At 39.7% G+C, this 22,246-nt stretch carries 19 protein-coding genes and 1 riboswitch; of the genes, 11 read left to right on the top strand and 8 right to left on the bottom strand.

Translation table 11 applies throughout. From position 1 onward, the window contains the following. Positions 1–24: 24 nt before the first annotated feature. Positions 25–4,521 carry a S8 family peptidase gene (locus H9649_RS14580; RefSeq protein ID WP_191695638.1) on the bottom strand — a complete coding sequence of 1,499 codons (4,497 nt, stop codon included), beginning with the start codon at positions 4,519–4,521 and terminating at the stop codon, positions 25–27. Between the two features lie 526 nt (positions 4,522–5,047). Then, complete coding sequence (locus tag H9649_RS14575) at positions 5,048–5,251, bottom strand: hypothetical protein (RefSeq protein WP_191695637.1); 204 nt, start codon at positions 5,249–5,251, stop codon at positions 5,048–5,050. Positions 5,252–5,672: 421 nt separating this feature from the next. Between H9649_RS14575 and H9649_RS14570 the strand changes: the two genes are divergently transcribed. The 8 genes from H9649_RS14570 (at position 5,673) to H9649_RS14535 (ending at position 14,416) form a co-directional block, all read left to right on the top strand. After that, positions 5,673–6,515, top strand: a complete 843-nt coding sequence (locus H9649_RS14570) for a 3D domain-containing protein (RefSeq protein WP_191695636.1) — start codon at positions 5,673–5,675, stop codon at positions 6,513–6,515. Positions 6,516–6,616: 101 nt separating this feature from the next. Next, positions 6,617–7,465 (top strand): STAS domain-containing protein, encoded by an 849-nt coding sequence (locus H9649_RS14565; RefSeq protein WP_191695635.1) that lies wholly within the window; start codon positions 6,617–6,619, stop codon positions 7,463–7,465. A gap of 230 nt (positions 7,466–7,695) precedes the next feature. After that, complete coding sequence (locus H9649_RS14560; RefSeq protein WP_191695634.1) at positions 7,696–8,529, top strand: glycerophosphodiester phosphodiesterase; 834 nt, start codon at positions 7,696–7,698, stop codon at positions 8,527–8,529. 167 nt (positions 8,530–8,696) lie between these two features. Beyond that, positions 8,697–10,004: an S-layer homology domain-containing protein gene (locus H9649_RS14555; protein WP_191695633.1), complete on the top strand. Its 1,308-nt coding sequence runs from the start codon at positions 8,697–8,699 to the stop codon at positions 10,002–10,004. Between the two features lie 179 nt (positions 10,005–10,183). Next, positions 10,184–11,398, top strand: a complete 1,215-nt coding sequence (locus tag H9649_RS14550; RefSeq protein WP_191695632.1) for a carboxylate--amine ligase — start codon at positions 10,184–10,186, stop codon at positions 11,396–11,398. Positions 11,399–11,538: 140 nt separating this feature from the next. Then, complete coding sequence (locus H9649_RS14545) at positions 11,539–11,691, top strand: Fur-regulated basic protein FbpA (protein WP_191695631.1); 153 nt, start codon at positions 11,539–11,541, stop codon at positions 11,689–11,691. 24 nt (positions 11,692–11,715) lie between these two features. Then, a complete protein-coding gene (locus H9649_RS14540) occupies positions 11,716–13,167 on the top strand; it encodes an amidase family protein (protein ID WP_318241701.1) in 1,452 nt (483 codons plus the stop codon). A 70-nt stretch (positions 13,168–13,237) separates the two neighbouring features. Next, positions 13,238–14,416 carry a DEAD/DEAH box helicase gene (locus H9649_RS14535; protein WP_191695630.1) on the top strand — a complete coding sequence of 393 codons (1,179 nt, stop codon included), beginning with the start codon at positions 13,238–13,240 and terminating at the stop codon, positions 14,414–14,416. Positions 14,417–14,462: 46 nt separating this feature from the next. On the opposite strand, the gene map is transcribed toward H9649_RS14535, so the two are convergent. Both map and H9649_RS14525 read right to left on the bottom strand, forming a co-directional pair. Beyond that, a complete protein-coding gene (gene map / locus H9649_RS14530; protein WP_191695629.1) occupies positions 14,463–15,209 on the bottom strand; it encodes a type I methionyl aminopeptidase in 747 nt (248 codons plus the stop codon). Between the two features lie 96 nt (positions 15,210–15,305). After that, positions 15,306–15,647, bottom strand: a complete 342-nt coding sequence (locus H9649_RS14525; protein ID WP_191695628.1) for a DUF4870 domain-containing protein — start codon at positions 15,645–15,647, stop codon at positions 15,306–15,308. Positions 15,648–15,735: 88 nt separating this feature from the next. Continuing rightward, positions 15,736–15,836, top strand: a riboswitch (TPP riboswitch). A gap of 182 nt (positions 15,837–16,018) precedes the next feature. On the opposite strand from H9649_RS14525, the gene thiT reads away from it, so the two are divergent. Further along, positions 16,019–16,579 carry an energy-coupled thiamine transporter ThiT gene (thiT, locus tag H9649_RS14520; RefSeq protein ID WP_191695627.1) on the top strand — a complete coding sequence of 187 codons (561 nt, stop codon included), beginning with the start codon at positions 16,019–16,021 and terminating at the stop codon, positions 16,577–16,579. Between the two features lie 78 nt (positions 16,580–16,657). On the opposite strand, the gene H9649_RS14515 is transcribed toward thiT, so the two are convergent. Next, complete coding sequence (locus tag H9649_RS14515; protein ID WP_191695626.1) at positions 16,658–17,404, bottom strand: tryptophan-rich sensory protein; 747 nt, start codon at positions 17,402–17,404, stop codon at positions 16,658–16,660. 160 nt (positions 17,405–17,564) lie between these two features. Here H9649_RS14515 and H9649_RS14510 point away from each other — a divergent pair, with 160 nt between their 5' ends. Together H9649_RS14510 and H9649_RS14505 are read left to right on the top strand one after the other, a co-directional pair. Then, positions 17,565–19,367 carry a M3 family oligoendopeptidase gene (locus tag H9649_RS14510; protein WP_191695625.1) on the top strand — a complete coding sequence of 601 codons (1,803 nt, stop codon included), beginning with the start codon at positions 17,565–17,567 and terminating at the stop codon, positions 19,365–19,367. Positions 19,368–19,374: 7 nt separating this feature from the next. Continuing rightward, positions 19,375–19,920 (top strand): GNAT family N-acetyltransferase, encoded by a 546-nt coding sequence (locus tag H9649_RS14505; protein WP_191695624.1) that lies wholly within the window; start codon positions 19,375–19,377, stop codon positions 19,918–19,920. Between the two features lie 98 nt (positions 19,921–20,018). Here the strand turns inward: H9649_RS14505 and H9649_RS14500 are convergent, their stop codons facing one another. The 3 genes from H9649_RS14500 to H9649_RS14490 form a co-directional block, all read right to left on the bottom strand. Continuing rightward, complete coding sequence (locus H9649_RS14500) at positions 20,019–20,594, bottom strand: beta-class carbonic anhydrase (RefSeq protein ID WP_191695623.1); 576 nt, start codon at positions 20,592–20,594, stop codon at positions 20,019–20,021. Between the two features lie 72 nt (positions 20,595–20,666). Further along, positions 20,667–20,804 (bottom strand): hypothetical protein, encoded by a 138-nt coding sequence (locus H9649_RS14495; RefSeq protein WP_191695622.1) that lies wholly within the window; start codon positions 20,802–20,804, stop codon positions 20,667–20,669. Between the two features lie 105 nt (positions 20,805–20,909). Beyond that, complete coding sequence (locus H9649_RS14490; protein WP_191695621.1) at positions 20,910–22,142, bottom strand: aminopeptidase; 1,233 nt, start codon at positions 22,140–22,142, stop codon at positions 20,910–20,912. Between the last annotated feature and the right edge of the window lie 104 nt (positions 22,143–22,246).

Below are 22,246 nucleotides of genomic sequence, written 5' to 3'. Positions count from 1 at the left end.
TGTTCAATGAAAAATGTTTACCGATTACTCAACCGCAGTTGCCTCATCTGTTTCAACATCTCCATCTTCTTCCGAACTTTCTCCAGCTCCTTCTTCTGTAACTCCTTCTTCGTCCACATTAATGTTTGGTCCGATATTAATGAAAAGTTTTCCGTCCGCAATCTTACGGCCTGCATTCCCGAAGTTATCAGTAACTTTCACTTCAACGCGGGCTCCGTCAGCAACAACGCCAAGTGGGACAGTCCAGTAACCAACGTAATGTCCAGGTGATACTTCGCTCATTGGAAGTTCAGTGGCATTCGTTACATCATTGCCTCCATCGACATTTGTCAATGGCATGTGAATGATATAGCTCGCTGTTAATCCTGGTGCACTGTCAAATTCGAATTTGACCGATTTGCCTGTTACAAGATGGACGTCCTGTTTAGGTGTCAGATTCGTGATTTCAGGTGCTACATATTGAGCTGTAATTGAGATTTTTAGTGTTTTCTTATTACCTGCTAGGTCTTTAGCTATCACTTTTATCTCATTAACGCCTGGATCAAGAAGGATTCGTTTTGAATAGGTACCGTCTTCTGCAATGGAAGCTTTTTGTCCATTTACGGTAACAGACTCGAGATTCGCATCCATGACTGTACCTTCTACTGTGACCGACTCACGGTTTGTCTTTTCGCCATCAATTGGATTTGTAATCGTGAGTTCAGGTTTTAGCGTATCCAATACAACCTTAACTGGAGAGGATGTTCCTGTTACACGGTCGTCCAAAGAGGATACCGCTGTGAATTCATTATCGCCTTCATTCAGTATAATCGGGAATGAGAATGTTCCTTCGCTTCCAACGACGACTGAATCAACTTCTTCACCATTGTTATTCAATGTGATTGTAGTTGTCGGTGAAGCTTTTCCTTCGATTACTGCATTTTCATCATTCGTGATTGTATCTGCTTTCGGAGAAGTGATGACCGGTTGCGATACTTCATAATTCACGCGTGCCCGGATCATGTAGTTCCCTTCTTCAGCAGGAGCTGGTGTCCAAGCACCGCTGACGTACTGATAACTTCTCTTTGCATTAGGTCCATCTTCATCTGTCGCAAGTCCAGGAGCATTCGGATTACCTACAGACTGGATATAGACCATATAGAAATCACCATCTACCGTAATATTGTGATCAGACAAATTGACAACTGTCCATTCGTTATTTCGTTTCGCTTGAGCATCAAACGGCCCTGCAAGTTTTTGTCCTGGTGTTCCATTAGGGCCTTTTGCATCCCACACTTCGACTGCAAAAGCAGTTCCACCTGGAACAGGCCATTCGGTATTCCAGAAACGGAAAATTCCTTCTGTCACAATTCCGGAAGTATCACCCTCAGGAAGTGACATCTTCACACCCCAACCATTTCCTGCATCGTAAAATGCTCGTGCATTTTCAGCAGTTCCATCATCGTAACCAATTTCACCACCAGGGTAAGTGAAGAATGGTTCAAGTGCGAAATCATAAGTGGATTGTCCACCTATTGAAATGGCTGCCTCTTGGCTATTATATCCGCGAGCAATCACTTTCAATGTGTAGTCACCTTCATATGCAGTCAATGAAAAGTGTCCTGAGCTGTCTGTTTCTACTGGCGTGATGTTTGCATCTTCCAATAGAAGCAATGTTGCTCCTGCAATCGGATCGCCTGTAGACTGATCCGTTACTGTACCGCTAATTGTAGCTTGCGCCAATTCTAGCAATGTGAAATTGGCGATTGCTGTTTCATCAGCATTGATTGTTACGGATTGTTCTGTGGACTGGTATCCGTAAGCTTCTGCTTTTGCAGTGAATGAACCGGAACCGTGCGTTAATGTGTATTTACCATTTGCAGGGTTCGTATACACAGAACGATCTGTTTCAAGGATACTTACTTGAGCGCCAAGTGGCAATAAAGCAGGACCGTTACCGTCACCGGCAAATGGAGGTGTGCTTGATTCGTTTTTCGGCAATGCCGGTTTGATTGTTTTAGGGTCAATCGGAGTTTCGAGTGCATCTTTTCCTTTTTCAATTACGGCACCAGGTTTTTTAATCGATTTGACTTGCCCAAGTCCGCTTTCAGTCATAATTCCAAGTTTTCCTTTGATAGGATCGATTGAAACATCACCTGTTTGCGAAGTTGTACTCAGTGCAACGTCGTCTATATACCATCCTTCACGTACGACACTACCATCTGAAAATGCATTGAAACCGATATAAACACGTTGTCCGTTATAATCGGATAGATCTACTTCTGCATCTATCCAACCACCTGAAGCTCCTTGAATCATGAGCAGTTGCGTCCATTCTTCCATATCCGTTGAAATGAACACATGTCCATAATCCCAAGCTCTGCCCGCAGGGGATTCCTCAAAGTTATGCCATTGTTTGAACTGTAAATAGGATTCACCTTCAGGTAGGTCAACCGGTGGCATGACGAGTGTAGCGTTCATGCTACTGTCATAATTACCTGAAAGATTTGTTGCATATACTTTCTCTCCTGAAGCTGCATTTCCTGGACCAGAAGTTGGAATTCCCCACTCCCAGCTGTTCTTATTCCCGAAAGATGTCCATCCAATAGGAGATTGTTCAAAGTCTTCGAAATACCCGACTGATATTCCGGGCTTTACAGCGACTGAATACTCTTGACTTGTTACTTCATTATTTCCGAAATCATTGATTGTCCATTTATAAATAAATTCAGATCCAGTAATCTTGTCGCCTGATACTGTAACTCCAAATTCTCCTGCTGTATAATCACCGGACTTTTGTGTTGCTTGCATCATAGTCCATTGATCGTTTTCATCCAAATAATTCAAGTTTACAGATGCGATGCTGACATTATCAGTCACTTGGATTGATAAATCCAGATTCATTCCTGCGTATGTTTCAACAGGAGCAGTATGCTGGAATGTCGGTAGTTCCGAATCATCACCTTGCCTAGTAACTTGGCCTTCAAGTTTACCAAGCCCACTTGCAATAGCGGATACTGCTGCATAAGCATCTACAAGTCCATGACCATATCCATGGTTAGGAACGGTTGGATATTGGCTATCAGTCAAAGGATTTGCTGTTTCTAAAAGTATTTGTTCCATGTCTTCTACTGACATAGTAGCATTTACTTGTCGAAGCATTGCAGCTACACCAGAAACTGCAGGTCCAGCCATAGAAGTTCCACTCCAACCTCCTTCATAGCCGCCTCCAGGTACAGATGAACGGATATTCACTCCTGGTGCTGCAATATCCGGTTTTATAAGTCCATATGGAGATGGACCACGTAGAGAGGAGTTAGCTACTTTGTTATTAATGTCAATTGAGCCTGTTGCAAAAGATTCAGGATAGTTCGCAGGTGCAGCAACAGATCCTGGACCACCAGGGTTGGATAATGTTATGTTGCCTGCAGAGAATTCAGGGAAGATTTCTGCTGCACGCCAGTTTCTCACAACATCCCGGTACCATTCATCCAGACCTGGACCGCCGCCCCAAGAGTTATTTACAACATCAGGTGCCAAGTCAACACGGGCATTTCCATTTGCGTCTGTTGGAGCTAAAATCCATTGAGCTGCTGCCAATAAATCCCGGTCACTGCCCCCTTGACTAGTGAAAGCTTTGACTGCAATATACTTTGCACCTGGTGCGACACCGACTTGATTATTTCCGCCAGGCTCGCTACCTACCATTGTGCCAGTGACGTGTGTTCCATGCCCTTGATCATCATAGGGGGTTGACCTGCCGGCAGTTGCATCAAACCAGTTAAAGTCATGATTGACTTCGCCAGTAGATGCATTGTACCCTCTATACTTACTTTTTAGTGCGGGATGGTCCCACTGTACGCCCGTATCAATACTAGCGACAACGGTGCCTGAACCGTCGATTCCCATTTCCCAAGCTTGAGGTGCATTGACACGATCAACGTTCCATTCAATGCTTGAAGTATGAGATTGTGTAGATTCGACTTCCTCTACAGTAGTTTTAAACAATTGACGTGTTTCATTAGGAAGGATCTTTTCTACTTCATCAAAAGTGGCGACAGCTTTTGCTACCTCTTTAGTAGCCGTTACTGCCATACCATTGACAATATAGTATGAAGTAAGATCTTTTGCTTTTCCAGCTTGTACTTGTTGTTCGAGATATTGTGTTACATTTTGTTGCGTTTCAAGAGAAGTTGCGCGTAATTCCGAAACGACTGCGGATCGTGTCAGCATGATTGATTGTTTCCCTGACATATTTGTCTGGTCCGCCTGCTGTTTTGCCTGAGCGGCAATCGTTTCCGTATCCGCTTTCTCTTTGAATTTGATTAAGAACGTAACCATGCTATCTTCATTGAAACTTTCCAACAGTTGAGTGCTCATTTTATTGAGCGCCAACTCACTCGAATCTCGTAGTGAGTGATTCAGCTTATTGTTCAATACTGAAGTTTTTGCTGCCATGGCGGGGGTGATCAAAGAAAATACCATCAGGAATGAAGCGATAATGCTGAACCATCGTAACCTTCTTCTTTTCTTCAAAACCATTCCTCCCTTTTTTGGTCAGAACCTCCGGAATTGTATAATAGAAAAAACACACTTCTCCTTTCTGCGGACGTATTGGAGGTTACTGAAAGAATTTGCAGGATTCTCTTTGATGTCTATTATTAGTATACATATAGAAAGGTATTTAAAAAGATTGAATAAGCTAACTAATTTAAAAATAATGAATTATAACTACTGCTATTCTTACTTGCAAGGAATAAATACTTAGTTTCACTCTAACTTTAAAATGTCAATAAAAAGTATAGAAACGTTATTCCATATAGATTTGAAAGACATTTGAATGTTGTTATTTTAAATTCCGTATTCCACTAGAAATTAAAAATGAATATTTCTGACTACTTTTAATTGAATTGTGAATATTACTTTTTTATAAATTTTTATTATTAGGTATTAGTGGATATGATTTGTATACGAAAATTATAGGAAAGAGGATGCGAAGAAATTTCCCAACATGAAAATACAAAAAAGGAACCGGCTTATGAATGCTGGCTCCTTTTTATAAATTTCGTTACGAACGAGGATTTTTATGAACCAATTCTTTACGGAGATCTTCTTTCATGTCATCCAGATGAATTGTATCGACAGTTTGCATATCTTCATGCATATCGAACAAACTTAGTCCGTCAGAAGCAATTTTCTCGGGATGCTCTACAAACTGAAGTTCTGTTTTAGTAGGCTTCTGATTAGGTTGTTCAGTTTTACCATTGCGCATTGTTTCGTCCTCCTTTGTAGTGATAGGATTCTCGAAAGCCGTATTTATATGTATTCACATAAAAGAAGATTGTCCATGTTGTGTAAGACCACATGGACAATCTTCTTTTATCGAGCATTTTTGATAAGGCTTTTATTTTTGTTTTTGCTGGAAATAAGTTTATACACAATTGGATAAACAACTGGAGCCCACTTAATTGCTGTTTTAATTAGTTTTCCAATTTTCATTTGCTTACACCTCAATCTCTGTTTGTTTTAATTTTCCCGAAATCCAATAACATTAAACATTATTGTAATCTTCAATTCTGTTCAGACAAAACAGTATAGAAACTCTTTTCCTCTCTTTTTTGAAACCTTATGTTTGATTTTAAAAGGTTTTGGATAGAACTGTGTGAAGTTAAAGAGAGGAGCGTTACTGATTTATGAAAATGAAAATACTCATACTGACAACCATCCTGATATTCTCTTATAATGTAATGATGGAAATGGACGTTGTCAGTGCTAATGAACAAAATGATAGTAGCATGGAAGAACTGTATAAAATTCTTTATCCTTCTAGTGAGGAGAATGAAGTGAATGGAGATGATGTACCATTCCTTCATCTGTTAGCAGGAAGTATACCGCTTTTTTATCCACCATTGGAATTGTCAATGGCGGAGGAACAAAGATATATTGTGTCACAAGGTGATAACTTGTTCAGAATTGCCTTGAACCACGGGATAGATTTAGAACTATTGAAGTCATGGAATGGTTTAGTAGATGATCTTATACACCCTGGGGAGGAATTAATCATAAAGGGAGGTGAAGCGTCGGATGTCATTGTTACTGCAAAGATTTCAGATTCAGTAAAAGTCGCTTCAGTATCACCCGAAAAAGAATTAAAGGAAACTGTTGCTAAAGAAACTGAAACAATAACAAAAACAGTATCAGAAAAAGCGGTATCGGCACCGGTCGTTTCCACTCCTCCTTCATCTGGACTGGAGATGACAGTAACTGCTACAGCATATACTGCCTATTGCAAAGGATGTTCAGGAACAACTGCCACAGGAATTGACTTGCGTTCAAATCCGGAACGTAAAGTCATTGCTGTTGACCCATCTGTCATTCCTTTAGGTACACGTGTATGGGTTGAAGGATATGGTGAAGCTATTGCTGGAGATGTCGGAGGCGCTATTAAAGGCCATAAAATCGATGTGTTCATACCCTCCTATGAAAATGCAATGCAATGGGGAGTCAAAAAAGTGAAAATCAAAGTATTGAATTGAATTGATAAGTATCGGGCGCATCTTCTATAGTTGCCCGATACTTATCTTTTTTATGTTACAATCATGTGTAAGATTTGAGAATGTTTGCGGGAGGGATATTGATGGTTGGTATAAACCAAATGCTATATGAATTCTTACAGGAGCACATTGATGATATTACTGAAGAATGGCTTTCTCTTCGTGTTGAGACGAAAGGATCTGTGTATTCCATATCAGCAGGAGAGAAAACCGAAAAAAGTTTACGTGAACAGAACCGATTAACCAATTTGACAATTGCAAGTAGCCTTCTGGAAGATAAAGAAATCTTCGAAGAGAACAAAAAAAATTGGGCGTTGCTCGTTGCACAAAGTCGAATACATACAAGAACGCCTATATATGAAGTGCAAGAAGCATTAGGTAAAGTACGGCTAGCTTACTGGTCGTGGATAGAAAATTTTGTAGAGCAAAACGGGGAAAAAGTACTCAGAACGGATATTTTGAACTGGGGCATTGCCATTCATATGGCTTTTGATGCGTTGATGGTTGAATTTTCGAAAAGATACGATGAGCTCATGAACACAAGACTAAGCGCGCAGCAGATGCTAATTGAAGAATTGAATGCGCCTATTATTAAATTAAACGGAACGATTGGAGTGTTACCGATTATCGGTGATATAGATACAACGCGTGTTCAGTCTATTGCCGATTATGTTCCACAAAAAAGTGTGGAGCTTGGAATTAGTCATCTGTTCATTGACTTATCCGGTGTTTCACTAATAGATACTATGGTCGCAAATCACCTTTATCAAATGACACAGATGTTAGATTTGCTTGGCATCCAATCATCCTTGACTGGGATACGTCCGGAGATTGCGCAGACATCTGTCCAACTTGGATTGGATTTTTCAAGAATCAGCACATACGGCTCTCTCCAGCTGGCCCTAAGAAAAAACTTGGCAACGATTGGTTGAAAAATAATACTAAATAGAAAAAAGTTGCGGCTTATGTTTAGTCGCAACTTTTTCCCCATGTATTCATTTTTTTAAGCTTGCTTACGTATAATATAGACAAGAGTAATTGAGTAGGAAAATCAGATTAGTAAATTTGCGAAAAAGGGTATTCATGACTAGCATTCTATGTTATTATAATTAAAAGATAATTCGAATTTATGCAATTCGATGAGAGATGTGGGGCGATGTATATGCGGAAACGAAAACTTATCTGGGCTTTAGGAATTACAGCAAGTCTTCTGTTGTTAGTTGGTTATAATGGACAAACAAAGAAAGTGCATAATCCTAATCTGCTCAGTATTGCACATAGGGGAGCTTCCAGTTTTGCACCGGAAAATACTAGAGCCGCATTTCAAAAAGGCGTTGAACTTCAAGCCGATTATTTAGAATGTGATGTTCATGTCTCTAAAGACGGAGAACTCGTTATTATGCATGATGAAAAGGTCGACCGAACAACAAATGGAAGCGGTCTCATTAGCGAATATACTTTAGAAGAGTTAAAAAACCTCGATGTGGGATCATATCATAGTGATATGTTTGCTGGTGAAACAATTATGACGATGAATGAATTGCTAGAAGAGTTTTATGACCATGTAGGTTTATTAATAGAATTGAAAAACCCCGCATCCTATCCGGGTGTAGAAGAGAAAGTCGTCTCAATATTAAATGAGTATGAAGATTTAGGTTCGATCATTATTCAATCGTTTGATGTGGAATCGATGAGGAAAATACATAACTTGTTGCCGAGTCTTGAAGTGGCAGTTTTAATACGTCCCGCCGAATCACTGTTGTCGTCAAGAAAGCTAGATGATCTCACTTCTTTTGCATCGTATATCAACTTCAATGTTTCTTTTTTGAATAAAAGAATGGTTGATAATATTCATAGACGTGATAGCAAGGTGTTGGTGTGGTCCAAAAAAGACAAGAAGCTTGTAGCCAAAGCACAGAAATATGGTGTGGATGGAATTATTTCAGACTTTTCAAAGTGGCCGGATAATGAGCAAATATTCCTAGTCCAAGAATAAATTTAAATCTGACAGGTCAGAGAGTAGTTACTTTCTGGCTTTTTTTATTTTCTTGAAAGAAAAAGTTACCAATACTTTTCAAAGAGGTATAATATGTTTAGAAGGACTTAAGTAATATATCGTTAAAAATGTACATAAGTCTTCATGATTATTTAGGGGGAAAAAGTATGCGGAAATCAATATCCAAACAAGCTACATCTATCGTTTCTAAAGTTGTGTTATCAGGGTTACTTGTTACAACTGTTGTAGGATCTACCACAACTTTGGCATCCGCTGCTGAATCGTCAAGTACGAATCAAGTTGAAGTAAAGGCATCAAACTTCAAAGATATTCGACCTGGTTATTGGGCAGCAGAATCAATTGAGTGGGCATCTGAAATTGGCTTAATCAAAGGCTTTCCAGATGGAACATTTAAACCGAATGATGTGTTGACAGAAGAACAATTCACGACAATGTTAACTCGTTTTTTTAAAGAACTTCAAGATGAAGTTGACACGAGTGCAAATAATGATGCGAAGCGATGGGCAGATCAAAAATATGAAGGATTGGCACATTTTAAAGTCCCTTTGTTAGGCTATGATGATAAGGATTTCAGGAAGAATCCAGTTAATCGTGGTTTGATTGCTCAAGTGTTTGCTTATTTACAAGCTGACACATCTGATTTGGAAGAGGCGGTAACCTATTTATTCGACAAAGGTGTAACGAAAGGGAGTAATCCTAAAGGTGAAACGCTTGTCGAAAAATTTGGAGCAACAGATTCGTTAACGCGAGCGCATGCAGTAGCATTTTTCAAACGTATTTCTGAGAGCGGTAATGTAACAGTACATACGGAAGTAATTGCAGATAAAGTAGTGGTTGATAAAGATCCTGTTGCGGCAGCCGCAGAGTTGGAAATGGCTAAAAAAGAAGCGATGTTGAAAGTGGATGCAATCGCGATTCCTGATCATAAGGAATTACAAGTGAAGAAGCAGGAGTTAATCAAAGAGAAAAAAGAAATTGCGAAAAAAATGGGTGTGGAGATTTCCGAGTTAAGCAAAGCGATCGGGGAAGCGAAACGTGCTGGCGAATTTGAGAAAGTGAATGAGTTATTACTTAAAAAGAAAGAACTAGTACAAGACAAAAAACAGCAGAACAAAGATTTTGGTAAAGAAATGGCTGACAAAGGTAAAGCGATCGGGGAAGCAAAGCGTGCAGGAAATGAAAAAGAAGCACAGAAGTTGATTGATGAGAAAAAACAGATTGGTCAACAAAAAGCAGATCAAAACAAAGAATATGGCAAAGAAATGGCCGACAAAGGTAAAGCTATCGGTGAAGCAAAACGTGCAGGAAATGAAGAAGAAGCACAGAAGTTGATTGACGAGAAAAAACAGATGGGTCAACAGAAATCAGACCAAAACAGAGAATATGGTCAACAACAGTCCGAAGCGGGCAAAGCAATCGGGGAAGCAAAGCGCGCACAATACGGTAAAAAATGATTGGCTACTATACTAATCATCTCCTCTCATCATTTTGATGAGGGGATTTTTGTTCGTCTGTCCATCAAATCGACAATGAAAGTTAACGCATAAGTGACAGAACTTATGCCTTCAGGTTTATTGACAAGGAAAAAAAGGAACTCTACACTTAGATATAGAAAAATATGTTGGAGGACACTATGACAAATCATCCGTTCATCCCGATTATTATCGGAACTGATATTAACGCCTACAATATGGCGATCTCTTTCCATGAAGAATATGGAATCCACCCTATTCTCGTTGGAAAGGAACCGTTATCATTTACATCATTAAGTACGATTCCGGGAGCTATCGAATTGAACCCGAAACTAGGTGAGAAAGATGTATTCCCGAGATTTTTAAAAGAAGTAGCCAAAAAGTATAAAATGAAGGATAAGAAATTACTCCTTGTCGGTACGAATGATTTATACGTCCGTTTAATTATTGAAAACCGGGAAGAATTAAAAGACGACTTTGTTTTCAGCTATATTGATGAAGAACTGATGAACAATTTATTGTTAAAAAAGAATTTCTACGCATTATGTGCGGAACACGGTATCGATGCACCAGCAACTTATTTCCATTCTTGCGCTACAGACGCGAAATTCATGGATGAAGTGATGTTTCCGGTAATTATTAAACCGAGTAACGGTGTCCAGTATTATAAAAATCCGTTTGAAGGCATGCAAAAAGTTTATAAGGTTAACTCGTATGATGAAATTCAACAAGTGATTACTACGATTAAGAATAGCGGCTATGAAGATGACTTGATTATTCAGGATTTCATACCAGGTGATGATACATATATGTGGGACTCTGTATTCTATGTTAATAGCAAAGGGAATACTGAGCTGATCACGTTTGGACAAGTTGTTTTACAAGAGCATACTGTTACCGCTATTGGTAATTATACAGCGGTTATAACGCGATACAACGAAGAGATGATGCTGAAATTGAAAGGTTTCTTGGAGGCATTACATTATGTAGGCTATGCGAATTTCGATTTAAAGTATGATCATAGGGATGGGAAGTTCAAGGTGTTCGAAGTGAATATCCGGCAAGGCCGTTCGAGCTACTACATCACTTCTTGCGGTCATAACTTGGCGAAAAACTTTGTTGATGATCTTATTTACGATACTGAAAAACCGCTCACACTACTTAAAGAGGATTTCTTGTTTACAGTAGTCCCAAAAACCGTACTGAAGAAATTTGTCAGCAATAAACAAGTGAACAAAGACGTTAGAAAGCTACTAAAAGCAGGCAAGTACGCCAACCCGCTCTTCTACAAGAAAGATCGAAGCTTTAAAAGAAAGCTCTATTTGTTCTTAAGGCAGGTCAATTATTATAAAAAATATAAAAATAGCAACTGGTGAAATACACACCCCTTCGCAGGAAATTGAAGGGGTGTGTTCTTGTATTAGATAAGGATAAGAATCATTAACAATCGGCTTATTGGTTTATCACTTAGACTAAAGAGGAATAGATGAGTATAAGCTAGTAGGAGGAAAACATCATGAGAAAAATTGAACATCCACAACTCGATTCTAAACGGTCTAAGATTATAGATAGACTCGTCACAAACGGTATATTTAAAATTAATGGCAAGCAACTATATGAGTTATCGTTTTATGAATTAATGAAGCACTATACGACAAAGACTAACTAACACCTTACGTTTGGGGGGATTCATGTGAAGGAAAGTTTGGAGGAACTTCAAAAAGGATGGCTTGAAGAAGCGACTATCCGCAACATGCAAGAAAAGATGGAAGTTGGAGACATAACCTCCGAACAGTTGGTCATCATGTATTTGCGGATGATCGAAGAAAAGAATGGCAATATAAATGCTGTTTTAGAAGTGAATGGACGTGCTCTTCAAATTGCCCGAGCACTTGATGAAGAACGCCGTACTGGAAACGTACGGTCTTTTTTGCATGGAATTCCTGTATTGTTGAAAGATAATATGGACACTGCAGACAGTTTGCATACAACATGTGGTTCTCTTGCAATGAAAAATCATCATGCTAAAAAGGATGCTTATCTCGTAAAAAAATTGCGTGATGCTGGAGCTGTAATCCTTGGAAAAACGAATATGACGGAGTGGGCAAATTTCATGTCCGACAAAATGAAAAACGGCTGGAGTTCCCGTGGTGGCCAAGTGAATAATCCTTATGGACTGTTTGATGTCGGTGGATCGAGCTCTGGTTCTGCAGCTGCAGTTGCTGCGAATATGTGCGCGGTTTCGATAGGGACCGAAACGAGCGGTTCAATCATTAATCCGTGTGCACAAAATTCACTCGTCGGCATTAAACCGACAGTAGGGGCGATCAGCAGGACAGGAATTATTCCGTTGTCATTTACACAAGATACACCTGGGCCAATGGCAAGATCTGTAGAAGACGCAACTTTAACTTTCGAAGTTATGGTCGGAGTAGATGAGAATGACCCAGTTACCTACGGGGCAAGGCATTTTGAAGGGATTGACTGGTTAACGATGCTAGATAGTAGTTCGTTAATAGGTAAAAGAATAGGAGTTGCTAGAAAGATTTTTGAAAGGGAAGTTTCAACCGAACGGAAAACCCTTTTTGAAGAAGCATTAAAGAATATTGAGAGACTCGGGGCACAAGTCATCGATGACATTGACCTTGGAACGATGGAAAATGACTTGGGATATGATGTATTGCTATATGAATTTAAAGTGGCGCTTAATGAATACTTGGCAAAAACATCTTCATCAAACACAATTCGAACTCTCGCAGATGTCATACGTTTTAATAATGAACATCCTGATGAAACACTTGCCTTTGGTCAAGTGATGCTGGAAAAAGTGGAGCGGACGAGTGGAACGTTGACAGAGCCTGAGTATATTGACGCTTTGCTACGCAATCACCACCTCGCCGGTGAAATCGCACTTGATAAAGCATTCAGCGAACATCAGATTGACGCACTTGTATTTCCACAAGATCATGGTTGCAGCTTCAGCGCAGCAGCGGGTCGTCCTGCTGTCACGGTTCCTGCATCATTTTCTGAAACCGGCGAACCATTCGGAATCACTTTTTGCGGTAAAGCGTTTTCTGAACCCGAATTAATCGGATTTGCGTATGCGTTTGAACAAAAAACGAAGGCGAGAAAACGACCATATTAATGAAAGTAGTTGAAATCAGAGCCAATCAAGTCCATTATAAAAGAATGAACAGTTGAAAGCGGGGATGAGAATGTCCTTCTTGGAAAAAATGGACGAAGTATTTAAGAATAAATGGAAATTTGAAAGTGAAACACCAATTCAGTCCCAAATGATTCCTGAAATGCTTGACGGCAAGGATGTCGTTGCAGAATCTCCGACAGGTACAGGGAAAACTTTAGCTTATGTCTTGCCGATATTGCAACAGGTAGATGGTAAGAAGCAACAGACTCAAGCACTGATTGTAGCACCATCTCAAGAATTGTCGATGCAAATCGTCAACGTGGTGCGTGAATGGGTTGAAGGTACTGACGTTACTGTTGCTCAATTAATTGGCGGAGCTAATATGCAACGCCAACTTGAGAAGCTTAAAAAGAAGCCTACTATTGTCGTAGGAACTCCTGGCCGCTTACTAGAACTTGTAAAGTCGAAAAAGCTTAAAATGCATGACATCCGATACATTATCCTCGACGAAGGTGATCAGTTGTTAGCAAGGGAGCATCGTGTAATTGTTAAGAACTTGATAGAATCTTCACATGAGGACCGACAAGTTGCAGTCGTTTCTGCAACAATAACGGAGGAAATCGAACTGGTCGCGGAGAAACTTATGAATGATCCTATTCGTTTGCAAGTATCGCTTGAAGACATGCCTGCATCAGGTACAATTGTACACTCCTTCGTAAAAACAGAAGCACGAGATAAAACGAATCTGTTGCGTGGGCTCGCACATTTGCCATCCATTCATGCGCTCGCATTCATGAATAACGTCGATCAGTTAAGAATGAAGGAAATGAAATTACAATACAATGAAGCACCTATTGCTGTGTTGTATTCATCGATGACAAAATTCGAACGACAGGATACGTTGGATAAATTCCGTAAAGGCGATATAAGAATATTAATTGCCACGGATTTGGCTGCGAGAGGTCTGGATATACAAGGTTTGACGCATGTTATCCATGTCGACGTCCCTCATACAATTGAACAGTATTTGCACCGCTCTGGAAGGACAGGTCGTGCAGGTGAAGATGGTGAAGTGTTGACATTGCTTTCCTATCCTGAAGAACGGACATACAAAAAGCTTTCCAAGCAGTTCAAGCCTGTTCAAAAAATATGGTATAAAGGCAAACTGACAGAAGGTAATTCGAAGACGGTCGGCGAGAAAACAGAAACGAAAAAGCCGAAAAAGCCGAAAAAGCCGAAGAAGAAATAAAGAAAAGGCAAGCGTCACCGATTTTCGGATGCGCTTGCCTTTTTCATTATAGTTGTGTCAGTATGATTGGTTCGTCTTTTGTGACGATAATCGTATGTTCGATTTGCGCTACTAAAGATTTGTCAGGCGTGACGAACGTCCAACCGTCACCAAGTTCGATGATGTTTTCAGCTTTTTCCGAAATGAACGGTTCAACGGCCAATACCATTCCGTCCACCATAAGTGTTTTATCCCAAGCGTCATAATAGTTCAGGATATGTTGAGGTTCCTCATGCAAAGAAGTTCCAATCCCGTGTCCAGTCAAGTTCCGAATGACTTTCAGGCCGTTATCGTTTGCGACACGTTCGACAGCTTTACCGATCTGGTTTAATTTAGATCCAGCTTTAACTTTTGTCATCGCACGATCAAATGCCATTTTAGCTACATCGCATAACTGCTGTTTCTTTTCGTCACTTGTTCCGACGACAAAAGAAATACCTGTATCAGCAAAGAATCCATCAATTGAGCCTGACACGTCAATATTTACGAGGTCGCCATCTTTGATGACCAGTGAACCTGGAATTCCATGTGCAACTTCATGATTCACACTGATGCATGTATATCCAGGGAAATCATACTGGTCGATAGGCGCTGATACAGCTCCACGCTCAGCAAACAATCTCCCACCAAGTTCATCAAGTTCCTTCGTCGTCATCCCCGGAACAGTTGCGTCTTTCATTGCTTCCCGGATTTCAGCGACGATGCGTCCAATTTTTTTCAACGCTTCAATTTCTTCGTTGTTTTTTACAATCATTATTTACAAGCTCCTTCTCGATGCGTTCTTTTCCATATAATTATATCATAATTGTTTGTATGAATAAGTGTGCAGGCTCACAGATGCAAATTGGTTTCACTTCAGAACTTTCACCCCTTGGTAGACGTTCCAGATAACGACAATCAAAAATAGCAGACCATACAGCGCCATGAAAATTAGTGGAGCAAATGCCCAGAAGTCAAATCCTCCTGTTGCAAATGTCGTCATTCTCGTTTCAAATGAAACCATGGAAAACCAGAAGAGCACAAATCCGACGATTAGCAATATGATAGGTGCCAAATGTGATATCAATGATTTTTTTGCATGACTTTTCACTTCATAATCATCAGTCACGAAAAATACAATCGCAGGTAATAATAACGGTGAAAAGAATATACTGAAATAGCAGATGGCAGATAAGATTTTATTGTTTGACATAGGGACCTCCCGTTTATTATGAGCATTTACTAGAATCGCCTTGCTTATATGTACTGTACCATATACAATTGAAACGACAATTGAATTACACGACCACAAGGGGAGCCGTTTTGGCTGAGATAGGATATATATCCTGACCCTTCGAACCTGTAAGTTCATACTTGCGTAGGGATGTGGATGGAAACTGACAGCTATCGATGTCTCGGTTCTATCCGAGACGTCGTTTTTTATTTGTCTAAGTATATGTGGACTTGTTCTTTGAACATCGAAATCTGTATAAAAGATACTATATCCATGTTGGGATCTTTACAGACACACAATCTTATTCTTCTTCCCGTATCCCTCCGACAACACAAGAGGAGGAGTTTTATTTGGATCGTAAACGTTTGCAATTTTTGCTGGAAGTCGCTATTTTAGGAGCTTTGTCATTCATTCTTGATAAGCTCACATTGTTTGAAATGCCACAAGGTGGATCTATAACGCTTGTCATGTTACCGATTATCCTAATGGCGTACAGGTGGGGTATTGCCGGAGGAATGCTTACCGGATTCATCACTGGATTACTGAAGATCGTTTCGGGCGCATATATCCTCAACGTCTATCAGGCAGCACTCGATTATTTTGTTGCGTATACAGTTGTTGGCCTTTCTGCAGTGACGGTCGTTTGGCTGATGAATAGCAGAAAGACGAATAATAAGAAATCGATGGCAAAAGCCATTGTCGTAGGAACAGTATTCGGCGGACTGCTCCGTTTCTTAGTCCATTATATTGGTGGAATCGTCTTCTTTGCAGAATTTGCAGGCGACCAGCCGGTTTGGCTGTATTCGCTAGTCTATAATGCGTCATACATGATTCCTTCAATTATTTTATGTGCCATAGTTGCAGTTCTGTTGTTTACAACTGCTCCAAGACTTCTTAAACGCGCATATTAATGTATAGAATTACTAGAATTCCCTTAACCATAAACTTTAAACCAAATAGTATTTAATGAAAAAGAGCAGGGCATGAAATCATGCCACTGCTCTTAATTTTTCTATTCCTTTTTTCCAAAATATAAACATACAGGCAACAATCAATGCAGCAAGAAAAATTGCGGCAGCTGATATGAATAATTCCTCAGTTCCATTTTTTATAGCTATCCCTACAAAAATCCACACATACAGAAGATTAATGACAAAGTCCCTATAATGATACATAAAGTGCAAAGCGAACGCTGTACATAATGTCATATAAAAAACTGTCCACGACGGATCACTCAAACCGAACCCCGACCATTCATGGAACATCAGAGAATAGCTTGTCGTCGAGAGGATGATAAAAAATGACCAACCAATAAGAAGACTGAAAGGGATTCTTCCAGAAAGCTCATTAAGACGTTTAGGAAATGTTGTATAACAAGCGAATAAGACAATGAGAAGTAAAACTTCAAAGATTATTGCCCAATTATAAATTCCGAAATGCCAAGAAAATAGCCACGCAATAGAAAGAGTACAACTAAAGATGAACAGGATTGTAATTCGATTTAAGTTTTTCGCACCCATTAGTTTTATTCTTTTATTGAAATTGATAATCCATATAAACAAGGAAATGAAAATTAATAACCAAATAGCAAAAACATAGTTTGCCGGGATGAATGGGACAGGTAAACGATTGGCAATCTCTAATGTAGAATGTTCATTCAAAGTGAAGAAAAATGCTGCTATATGCAATACGATGACCGCAATCAATGAAAGGGTCATCAGGATAATTCTAGACATAATAAATCCTCCCTCAGAACAGTATACATAGGATTGGAACCTTCTGCGAATGAAAGTATGAAGTTTCCGTCACAAATCGATTATTTCGTATGCCGAAGATTCATGGTATAATGAAAAAGACTTTTTATAAGAATATTCAATATGACAAGGGGGATTAATAATGACTACTACAAAGTACTCTGAGGTTTGGAATCTGGATGTGTTTTTCAAAGGGGGAAGTGAATCATCTGAATTACGAAATCATTTAGATCAAGTAAAAGATGAAATTGCTAAATTGGAAACTGATGTTGATACATTGGAAACACCACAACAAGTTGATGATGCGGATAAAGTTTATGAGATGATCGAAAAAATTACAGCAACAGCACTGAACTTACGTGAAGCAGGTGCAACAATTGGCTGCTTTATTGCTGCTGATACAAAAGATAAAAAAGCATTGTTGCTTCAATCGGAAGTAAGCAGTATTAGCGCGCGATTCTCTACTGTCATGCTGAAATTGCAGCAAACAATTACAAAAGCGGAAAAAGACGTATGGGAAGAACTTCTTAAAACAGATCAATTGAAGCAGTTTGCATTTGTGCTTAATGAATGGCGTGAAGACGTAGAACAGAAACTATCTGAAAAAGAAGAGAGTCTAATTACTGCGCTTAGTGTGGATGGTTATCAAAGTTGGGGACAGCTTTACGACCGCCTTGTAGGTGAAATTGAAATTGAAATGACGATTGATGGCGAAACGAAAAAGCTTTCTGTCGGTCAAGCGAATAATTTAACTTCTCATGAAGATCCAGCCGTGCGAAAAGAAGTATTTGAAAAGCTCGAAACTGCATGGAAAGAAAAAGAAGAGTTCTTTGCAGCTACGCTGAATCACTTGGCCGGTTTCCGTCTAGCTGTCTACAAAAAGCGTGGATGGGATTCGGTATTAAAAGAGCCACTTATGCGTAATCGTATGAGCCAGAATACGTTGGATGCAATGTGGAATGCAATTAGTGCTAACAAAGAACCGTTCGTTCAATACTTGAACCGCAAAGCTGAAATGCTTGGGACTGACAAGATGAATTGGTATGACTTGGATGCTCCTGTATCATCTTCAACGAAAAACGTTACTTATCAAGAAGGAGCAGAATTCATTCTTGAACATTTCGGTAAGTTCGGTCCTGAACTGGAGGCCTTTTCAAGAAGAGCTTTCGAAAACGAATGGATTGAGGCTGAAGATCGTCCTAACAAACGTCCTGGCGGATTCTGTACAGGTATGCCTGCTTCAGAAGAATCACGTATTTTCATGACGTTTAGTGGTTCCACATCTAACGTTGCGACATTAGCGCATGAATTAGGTCATGCATTCCATTCCTACGCGCTTCGTCCTGTGCCATATTTAAATCGTCAATATGCAATGGGAGTCGCTGAAACGGCTTCAACATTTGCAGAGATGATTGTTGCGGATGCGTCAGTTAAAGCTGCTAAATCAGAAGATGAAAAACTTGCGTTACTTGAGGATAAAATCCAACGCAGTGTGGCATTCTTCATGAATATACATTCACGCTTTTTGTTTGAGACACGTTTTTACGAAGAGCGAAAAGAGGGAGTCGTATCGGCTTCTCGATTAAACGAATTGATGGAAGAAGCTCAACAAGAAGCATACGGTGGAGCGCTTGAAACAGTACAACCTCATTTCTGGGCTTCCAAACTTCACTTTTATATAACTGGAGTGCCATTCTACAACTTCCCGTATACATTCGGATATTTGTTCTCTTTGAGCATTTATGCAAAGGCGCTGGAAGAAGGCGAAGGGTTTGAAGAGAAATACATTGCACTTTTAAGAGACACTGCAATTATGTCAGTGGAAGATCTTGCAATGAAACATCTTGGAGAAGATATTACAAAAGAAGACTTCTGGGCGAAGGGTGTCAAATTGTGTGTTAAAGATGTAGAAGAGTTTATGATAATAGCTTCCGAGGAAAGGTGAAAAAGAATTGATTCTGCTTGAAGGGCGAACTTGTTATTTACGTATACTGACAGAAGAGGACGCAGGCATCTTTACGGAACTACTCATTGCCAACAAGGATTACTGGACAGTTTTTGAGCCGCGTCATGAGTCGAGTTATTATACGGTTTCTGTGCAACGTAACAAAATAAGGGAATCCATTTATCAAATGAGAGACCGTCGAGAATATAATTTCGGTATATTTGATGCTGAAACAAGCAGGTTAATTGGTCATATTTCACTATATAGTATAAAAAGGCTCCCGTTCTCAAGCGGATTTGTCGGTTACTCAATCGATCAGCGTGAAACGGGTAGGGGGCTAGCAACTGAAGCGGTGAAAATTGTAACTCAATTCGCGATTGAAAAAGTTTCATTACACCGTGTTGAAGCTTTTGTTTCACCAAGAAATATTGGATCCGTGAAAGTGTTGGAAAACGCGGAGTTTGTTCGTGAAGGATTGCTAAGAAAATTACTTTACATTAATGGGAAATGGGAAGATCATTTTATGTATGCTGTTCTTGCCGATGATTATTGAAAGGGTAAGGCCGCTTGGCGGAAAATAGCAGTAACAATTAAAAACCGATTCTTCCAATAGGAGAATCGGTTTTTGTCTATTTCCCGGGAAATGTGCTGTCACTTTGTGTTGGCATGCTTATAACCGTCGACAATGATATCTAATGCCCCAGTATCAGGGTGAGCGACTAATCCATGAATAGGAACACTTTGATCCATCAGTGGATGATTGCGAACTAAATCGACACTACTTTTAACACTATCAGTAACGTCATTAAATCCACGTAACCAATCTTTCATATCGATACCTGAGTATTTCAGTGTGGAAAAGAGCTCTTTGTCGACACCGCGCTCTACCATATGACCAATAATGTTATCTGTGTCGATAGAGCTCATACCGCAATCATAATGACCGATTATGTAGACTTCATCAGCCTGTAATTCATATACAGCGACAATGATGCTCCGCATAATACCGCCGAAAGGATGAGTCACGATAGCGCCAGCACTTTTAATGATCTTTGCATCACCGTTGCGCAAATTCATTGCTTTTGGTAAGAGTTCAGTTAGTCTTGTATCCATACAAGTTAAGATGACAATGCGTTTGTCAGGGAATTTGGTTGTAGCATATGCTTCGAATTGTTTCTCTTCCACAAAAGTTTTATTATACTCAATGATTTCAGATAAAATCGTCATATGTTTACCTCCATTATCTAGTTTAGATAAGTTTACAGAAAAACAAAAGAGCTGCCAAGTGGCAGCTCTTTTTTATTTTACTTCTGGCTTCGGATCGATTTTTTCCGCATCGGAAGAATCAAGTGCCTTGCCTAGAAAATGCATTGTGAATAAAGCGGCAAGCAATAGGACAACCGAGTATCCAATTACTGTAGTGAACATTAAGCCCATTATGAGACCCCTCTCTACAATCGTTATTTACTATAAACCCATTATACTATAAAACAGTAATAATTAAAGAGCCCTTTGAAATGTTTTTATGAAATGTGTCTAAAATCAGAAGGCCCAATTTCCCTTTCGGAATACAGGTTCAACCGTTCCATCTTCTAAAACACCATCTATATCCATTTCAGCAGAACCAATCATGAAGTCTACGTGTGTGATACTTTGATTAAGACCATGTTTTTCAAGTTCCTCAGTGGACATCGTTTTACCGCCTTCTAGACAGAAAGAATATGCGCTGCCGATTGCCAAATGATTCGATGCATTTTCATCGAAAAGAGTGTTATAAAATAGTAATCCAGACTCTGAAATCGGTGAAGCATTTGGTACTAGTGCTACTTCTCCTAAGTGTTTGGAGCCTTCATCTGTATCAACCAATTGCTTCAGTACTTCTTCGCCTTGACTTGCTGTCACTTCCGTAATTGCACCGTCTTTAAACGTGATAGTGAAATCATCAATGATATTTCCGCCATAGCTTAAAGGTTTAGTATTTTTTACATATCCGTTTACACCGGACTTATGCGGAACTGTAAATACTTCTTCAGTTGGCATGTTAGCCATGAAAGTGTTACCGTCCACGTTGACGCTTCCTCCGCCAGCCCATATATGGCCTTTCGGCAATTCTATCGTCAAGTCCGTTCCAGGAGCGACATAGTGTAATTTTGTATAAGCCTTCTCGTTAAGGTAATCGGCTTTCTCGTTTAACGTTTTATCTAACGTTTTCCATGCTTCTACAGGATTATCCTGATCTGCACGGACTGCTTTGAAGATTGCATCCCATAATGCTTTAACTTGTTCTTCTGCAGTCAATTCTGGGAACATCTTCGCAGCCCAGCTTTGAGAAGGAGCTGCAACTACGCACCAACTGAATCGGTCAGCTTGCAACATTTTACGATAATTGCTCAATGCCTGTCCAGATGCTTTTTGTGCAGCTGCAATACGAGATGAATCAATACCATTCAACAAATCAGGACTTTGTGAAACGACGCTGACGAATGCTGCTCCGCCTTCAGCCAACTTCTCGCGTTCCATCACTTTCCACTCTGGGAAATCAGAGAAAGAATTAGCCGGCGCTTTTTCATAGCGCAGTCTAGTTAATGCATCATCAGCCCAATCTACGATAACTTGCTTAGCACCTGCTTGATAAGCTTTGTCAGCTACTTTACGTACAAGCTCTGCGGTTTCAATAGAAGCGCTAATGAAAAGGATTTGGTCTTTCTGGATATTAGCACCGACCTTAACAATGAGGTCAGCATAGTTTTCAAGATTCTGCTCAAAATTCGTCATAATATTACCCCCTATATGTGTATGTATTCATACTACTCTAGACAGTTGAAACAGGCAAAGAATAAAATACCTAAAATCCATGAATTATTCTTTATAAATTATGA

It is taken from the genome of Sporosarcina quadrami, from assembly GCF_014836615.1.
Lineage (GTDB): Bacteria > Bacillota > Bacilli > Bacillales_A > Planococcaceae > Sporosarcina > Sporosarcina quadrami.
Note: the sequence above shows the minus strand (reverse complement) of the source record. Positions and strands in the feature narration are given on the sequence as shown.

Coding starts and splice junctions, on each gene's coding strand:
- H9649_RS14580 (WP_191695638.1), bottom strand. CDS start 4,521: ATGGTTTTGAAGAAAAGAAGAAGGTTACGATGGTTCAGCATTATCGCT.
- H9649_RS14575 (WP_191695637.1), bottom strand. CDS start 5,251: ATGCGCAATGGTAAAACTGAACAACCTAATCAGAAGCCTACTAAAACA.
- H9649_RS14570 (WP_191695636.1), top strand. CDS start 5,673: ATGAAAATGAAAATACTCATACTGACAACCATCCTGATATTCTCTTAT.
- H9649_RS14565 (WP_191695635.1), top strand. CDS start 6,617: ATGGTTGGTATAAACCAAATGCTATATGAATTCTTACAGGAGCACATT.
- H9649_RS14560 (WP_191695634.1), top strand. CDS start 7,696: ATGCGGAAACGAAAACTTATCTGGGCTTTAGGAATTACAGCAAGTCTT.
- H9649_RS14555 (WP_191695633.1), top strand. CDS start 8,697: ATGCGGAAATCAATATCCAAACAAGCTACATCTATCGTTTCTAAAGTT.
- H9649_RS14550 (WP_191695632.1), top strand. CDS start 10,184: ATGACAAATCATCCGTTCATCCCGATTATTATCGGAACTGATATTAAC.
- H9649_RS14545 (WP_191695631.1), top strand. CDS start 11,539: ATGAGAAAAATTGAACATCCACAACTCGATTCTAAACGGTCTAAGATT.
- H9649_RS14535 (WP_191695630.1), top strand. CDS start 13,238: ATGTCCTTCTTGGAAAAAATGGACGAAGTATTTAAGAATAAATGGAAA.
- map (WP_191695629.1), bottom strand. CDS start 15,209: ATGATTGTAAAAAACAACGAAGAAATTGAAGCGTTGAAAAAAATTGGA.
- H9649_RS14525 (WP_191695628.1), bottom strand. CDS start 15,647: ATGTCAAACAATAAAATCTTATCTGCCATCTGCTATTTCAGTATATTC.
- H9649_RS14515 (WP_191695626.1), bottom strand. CDS start 17,404: ATGTCTAGAATTATCCTGATGACCCTTTCATTGATTGCGGTCATCGTA.
- H9649_RS14510 (WP_191695625.1), top strand. CDS start 17,565: ATGACTACTACAAAGTACTCTGAGGTTTGGAATCTGGATGTGTTTTTC.
- H9649_RS14500 (WP_191695623.1), bottom strand. CDS start 20,594: ATGACGATTTTATCTGAAATCATTGAGTATAATAAAACTTTTGTGGAA.
- H9649_RS14495 (WP_191695622.1), bottom strand. CDS start 20,804: ATGGGCTTAATGTTCACTACAGTAATTGGATACTCGGTTGTCCTATTG.
- H9649_RS14490 (WP_191695621.1), bottom strand. CDS start 22,142: ATGACGAATTTTGAGCAGAATCTTGAAAACTATGCTGACCTCATTGTT.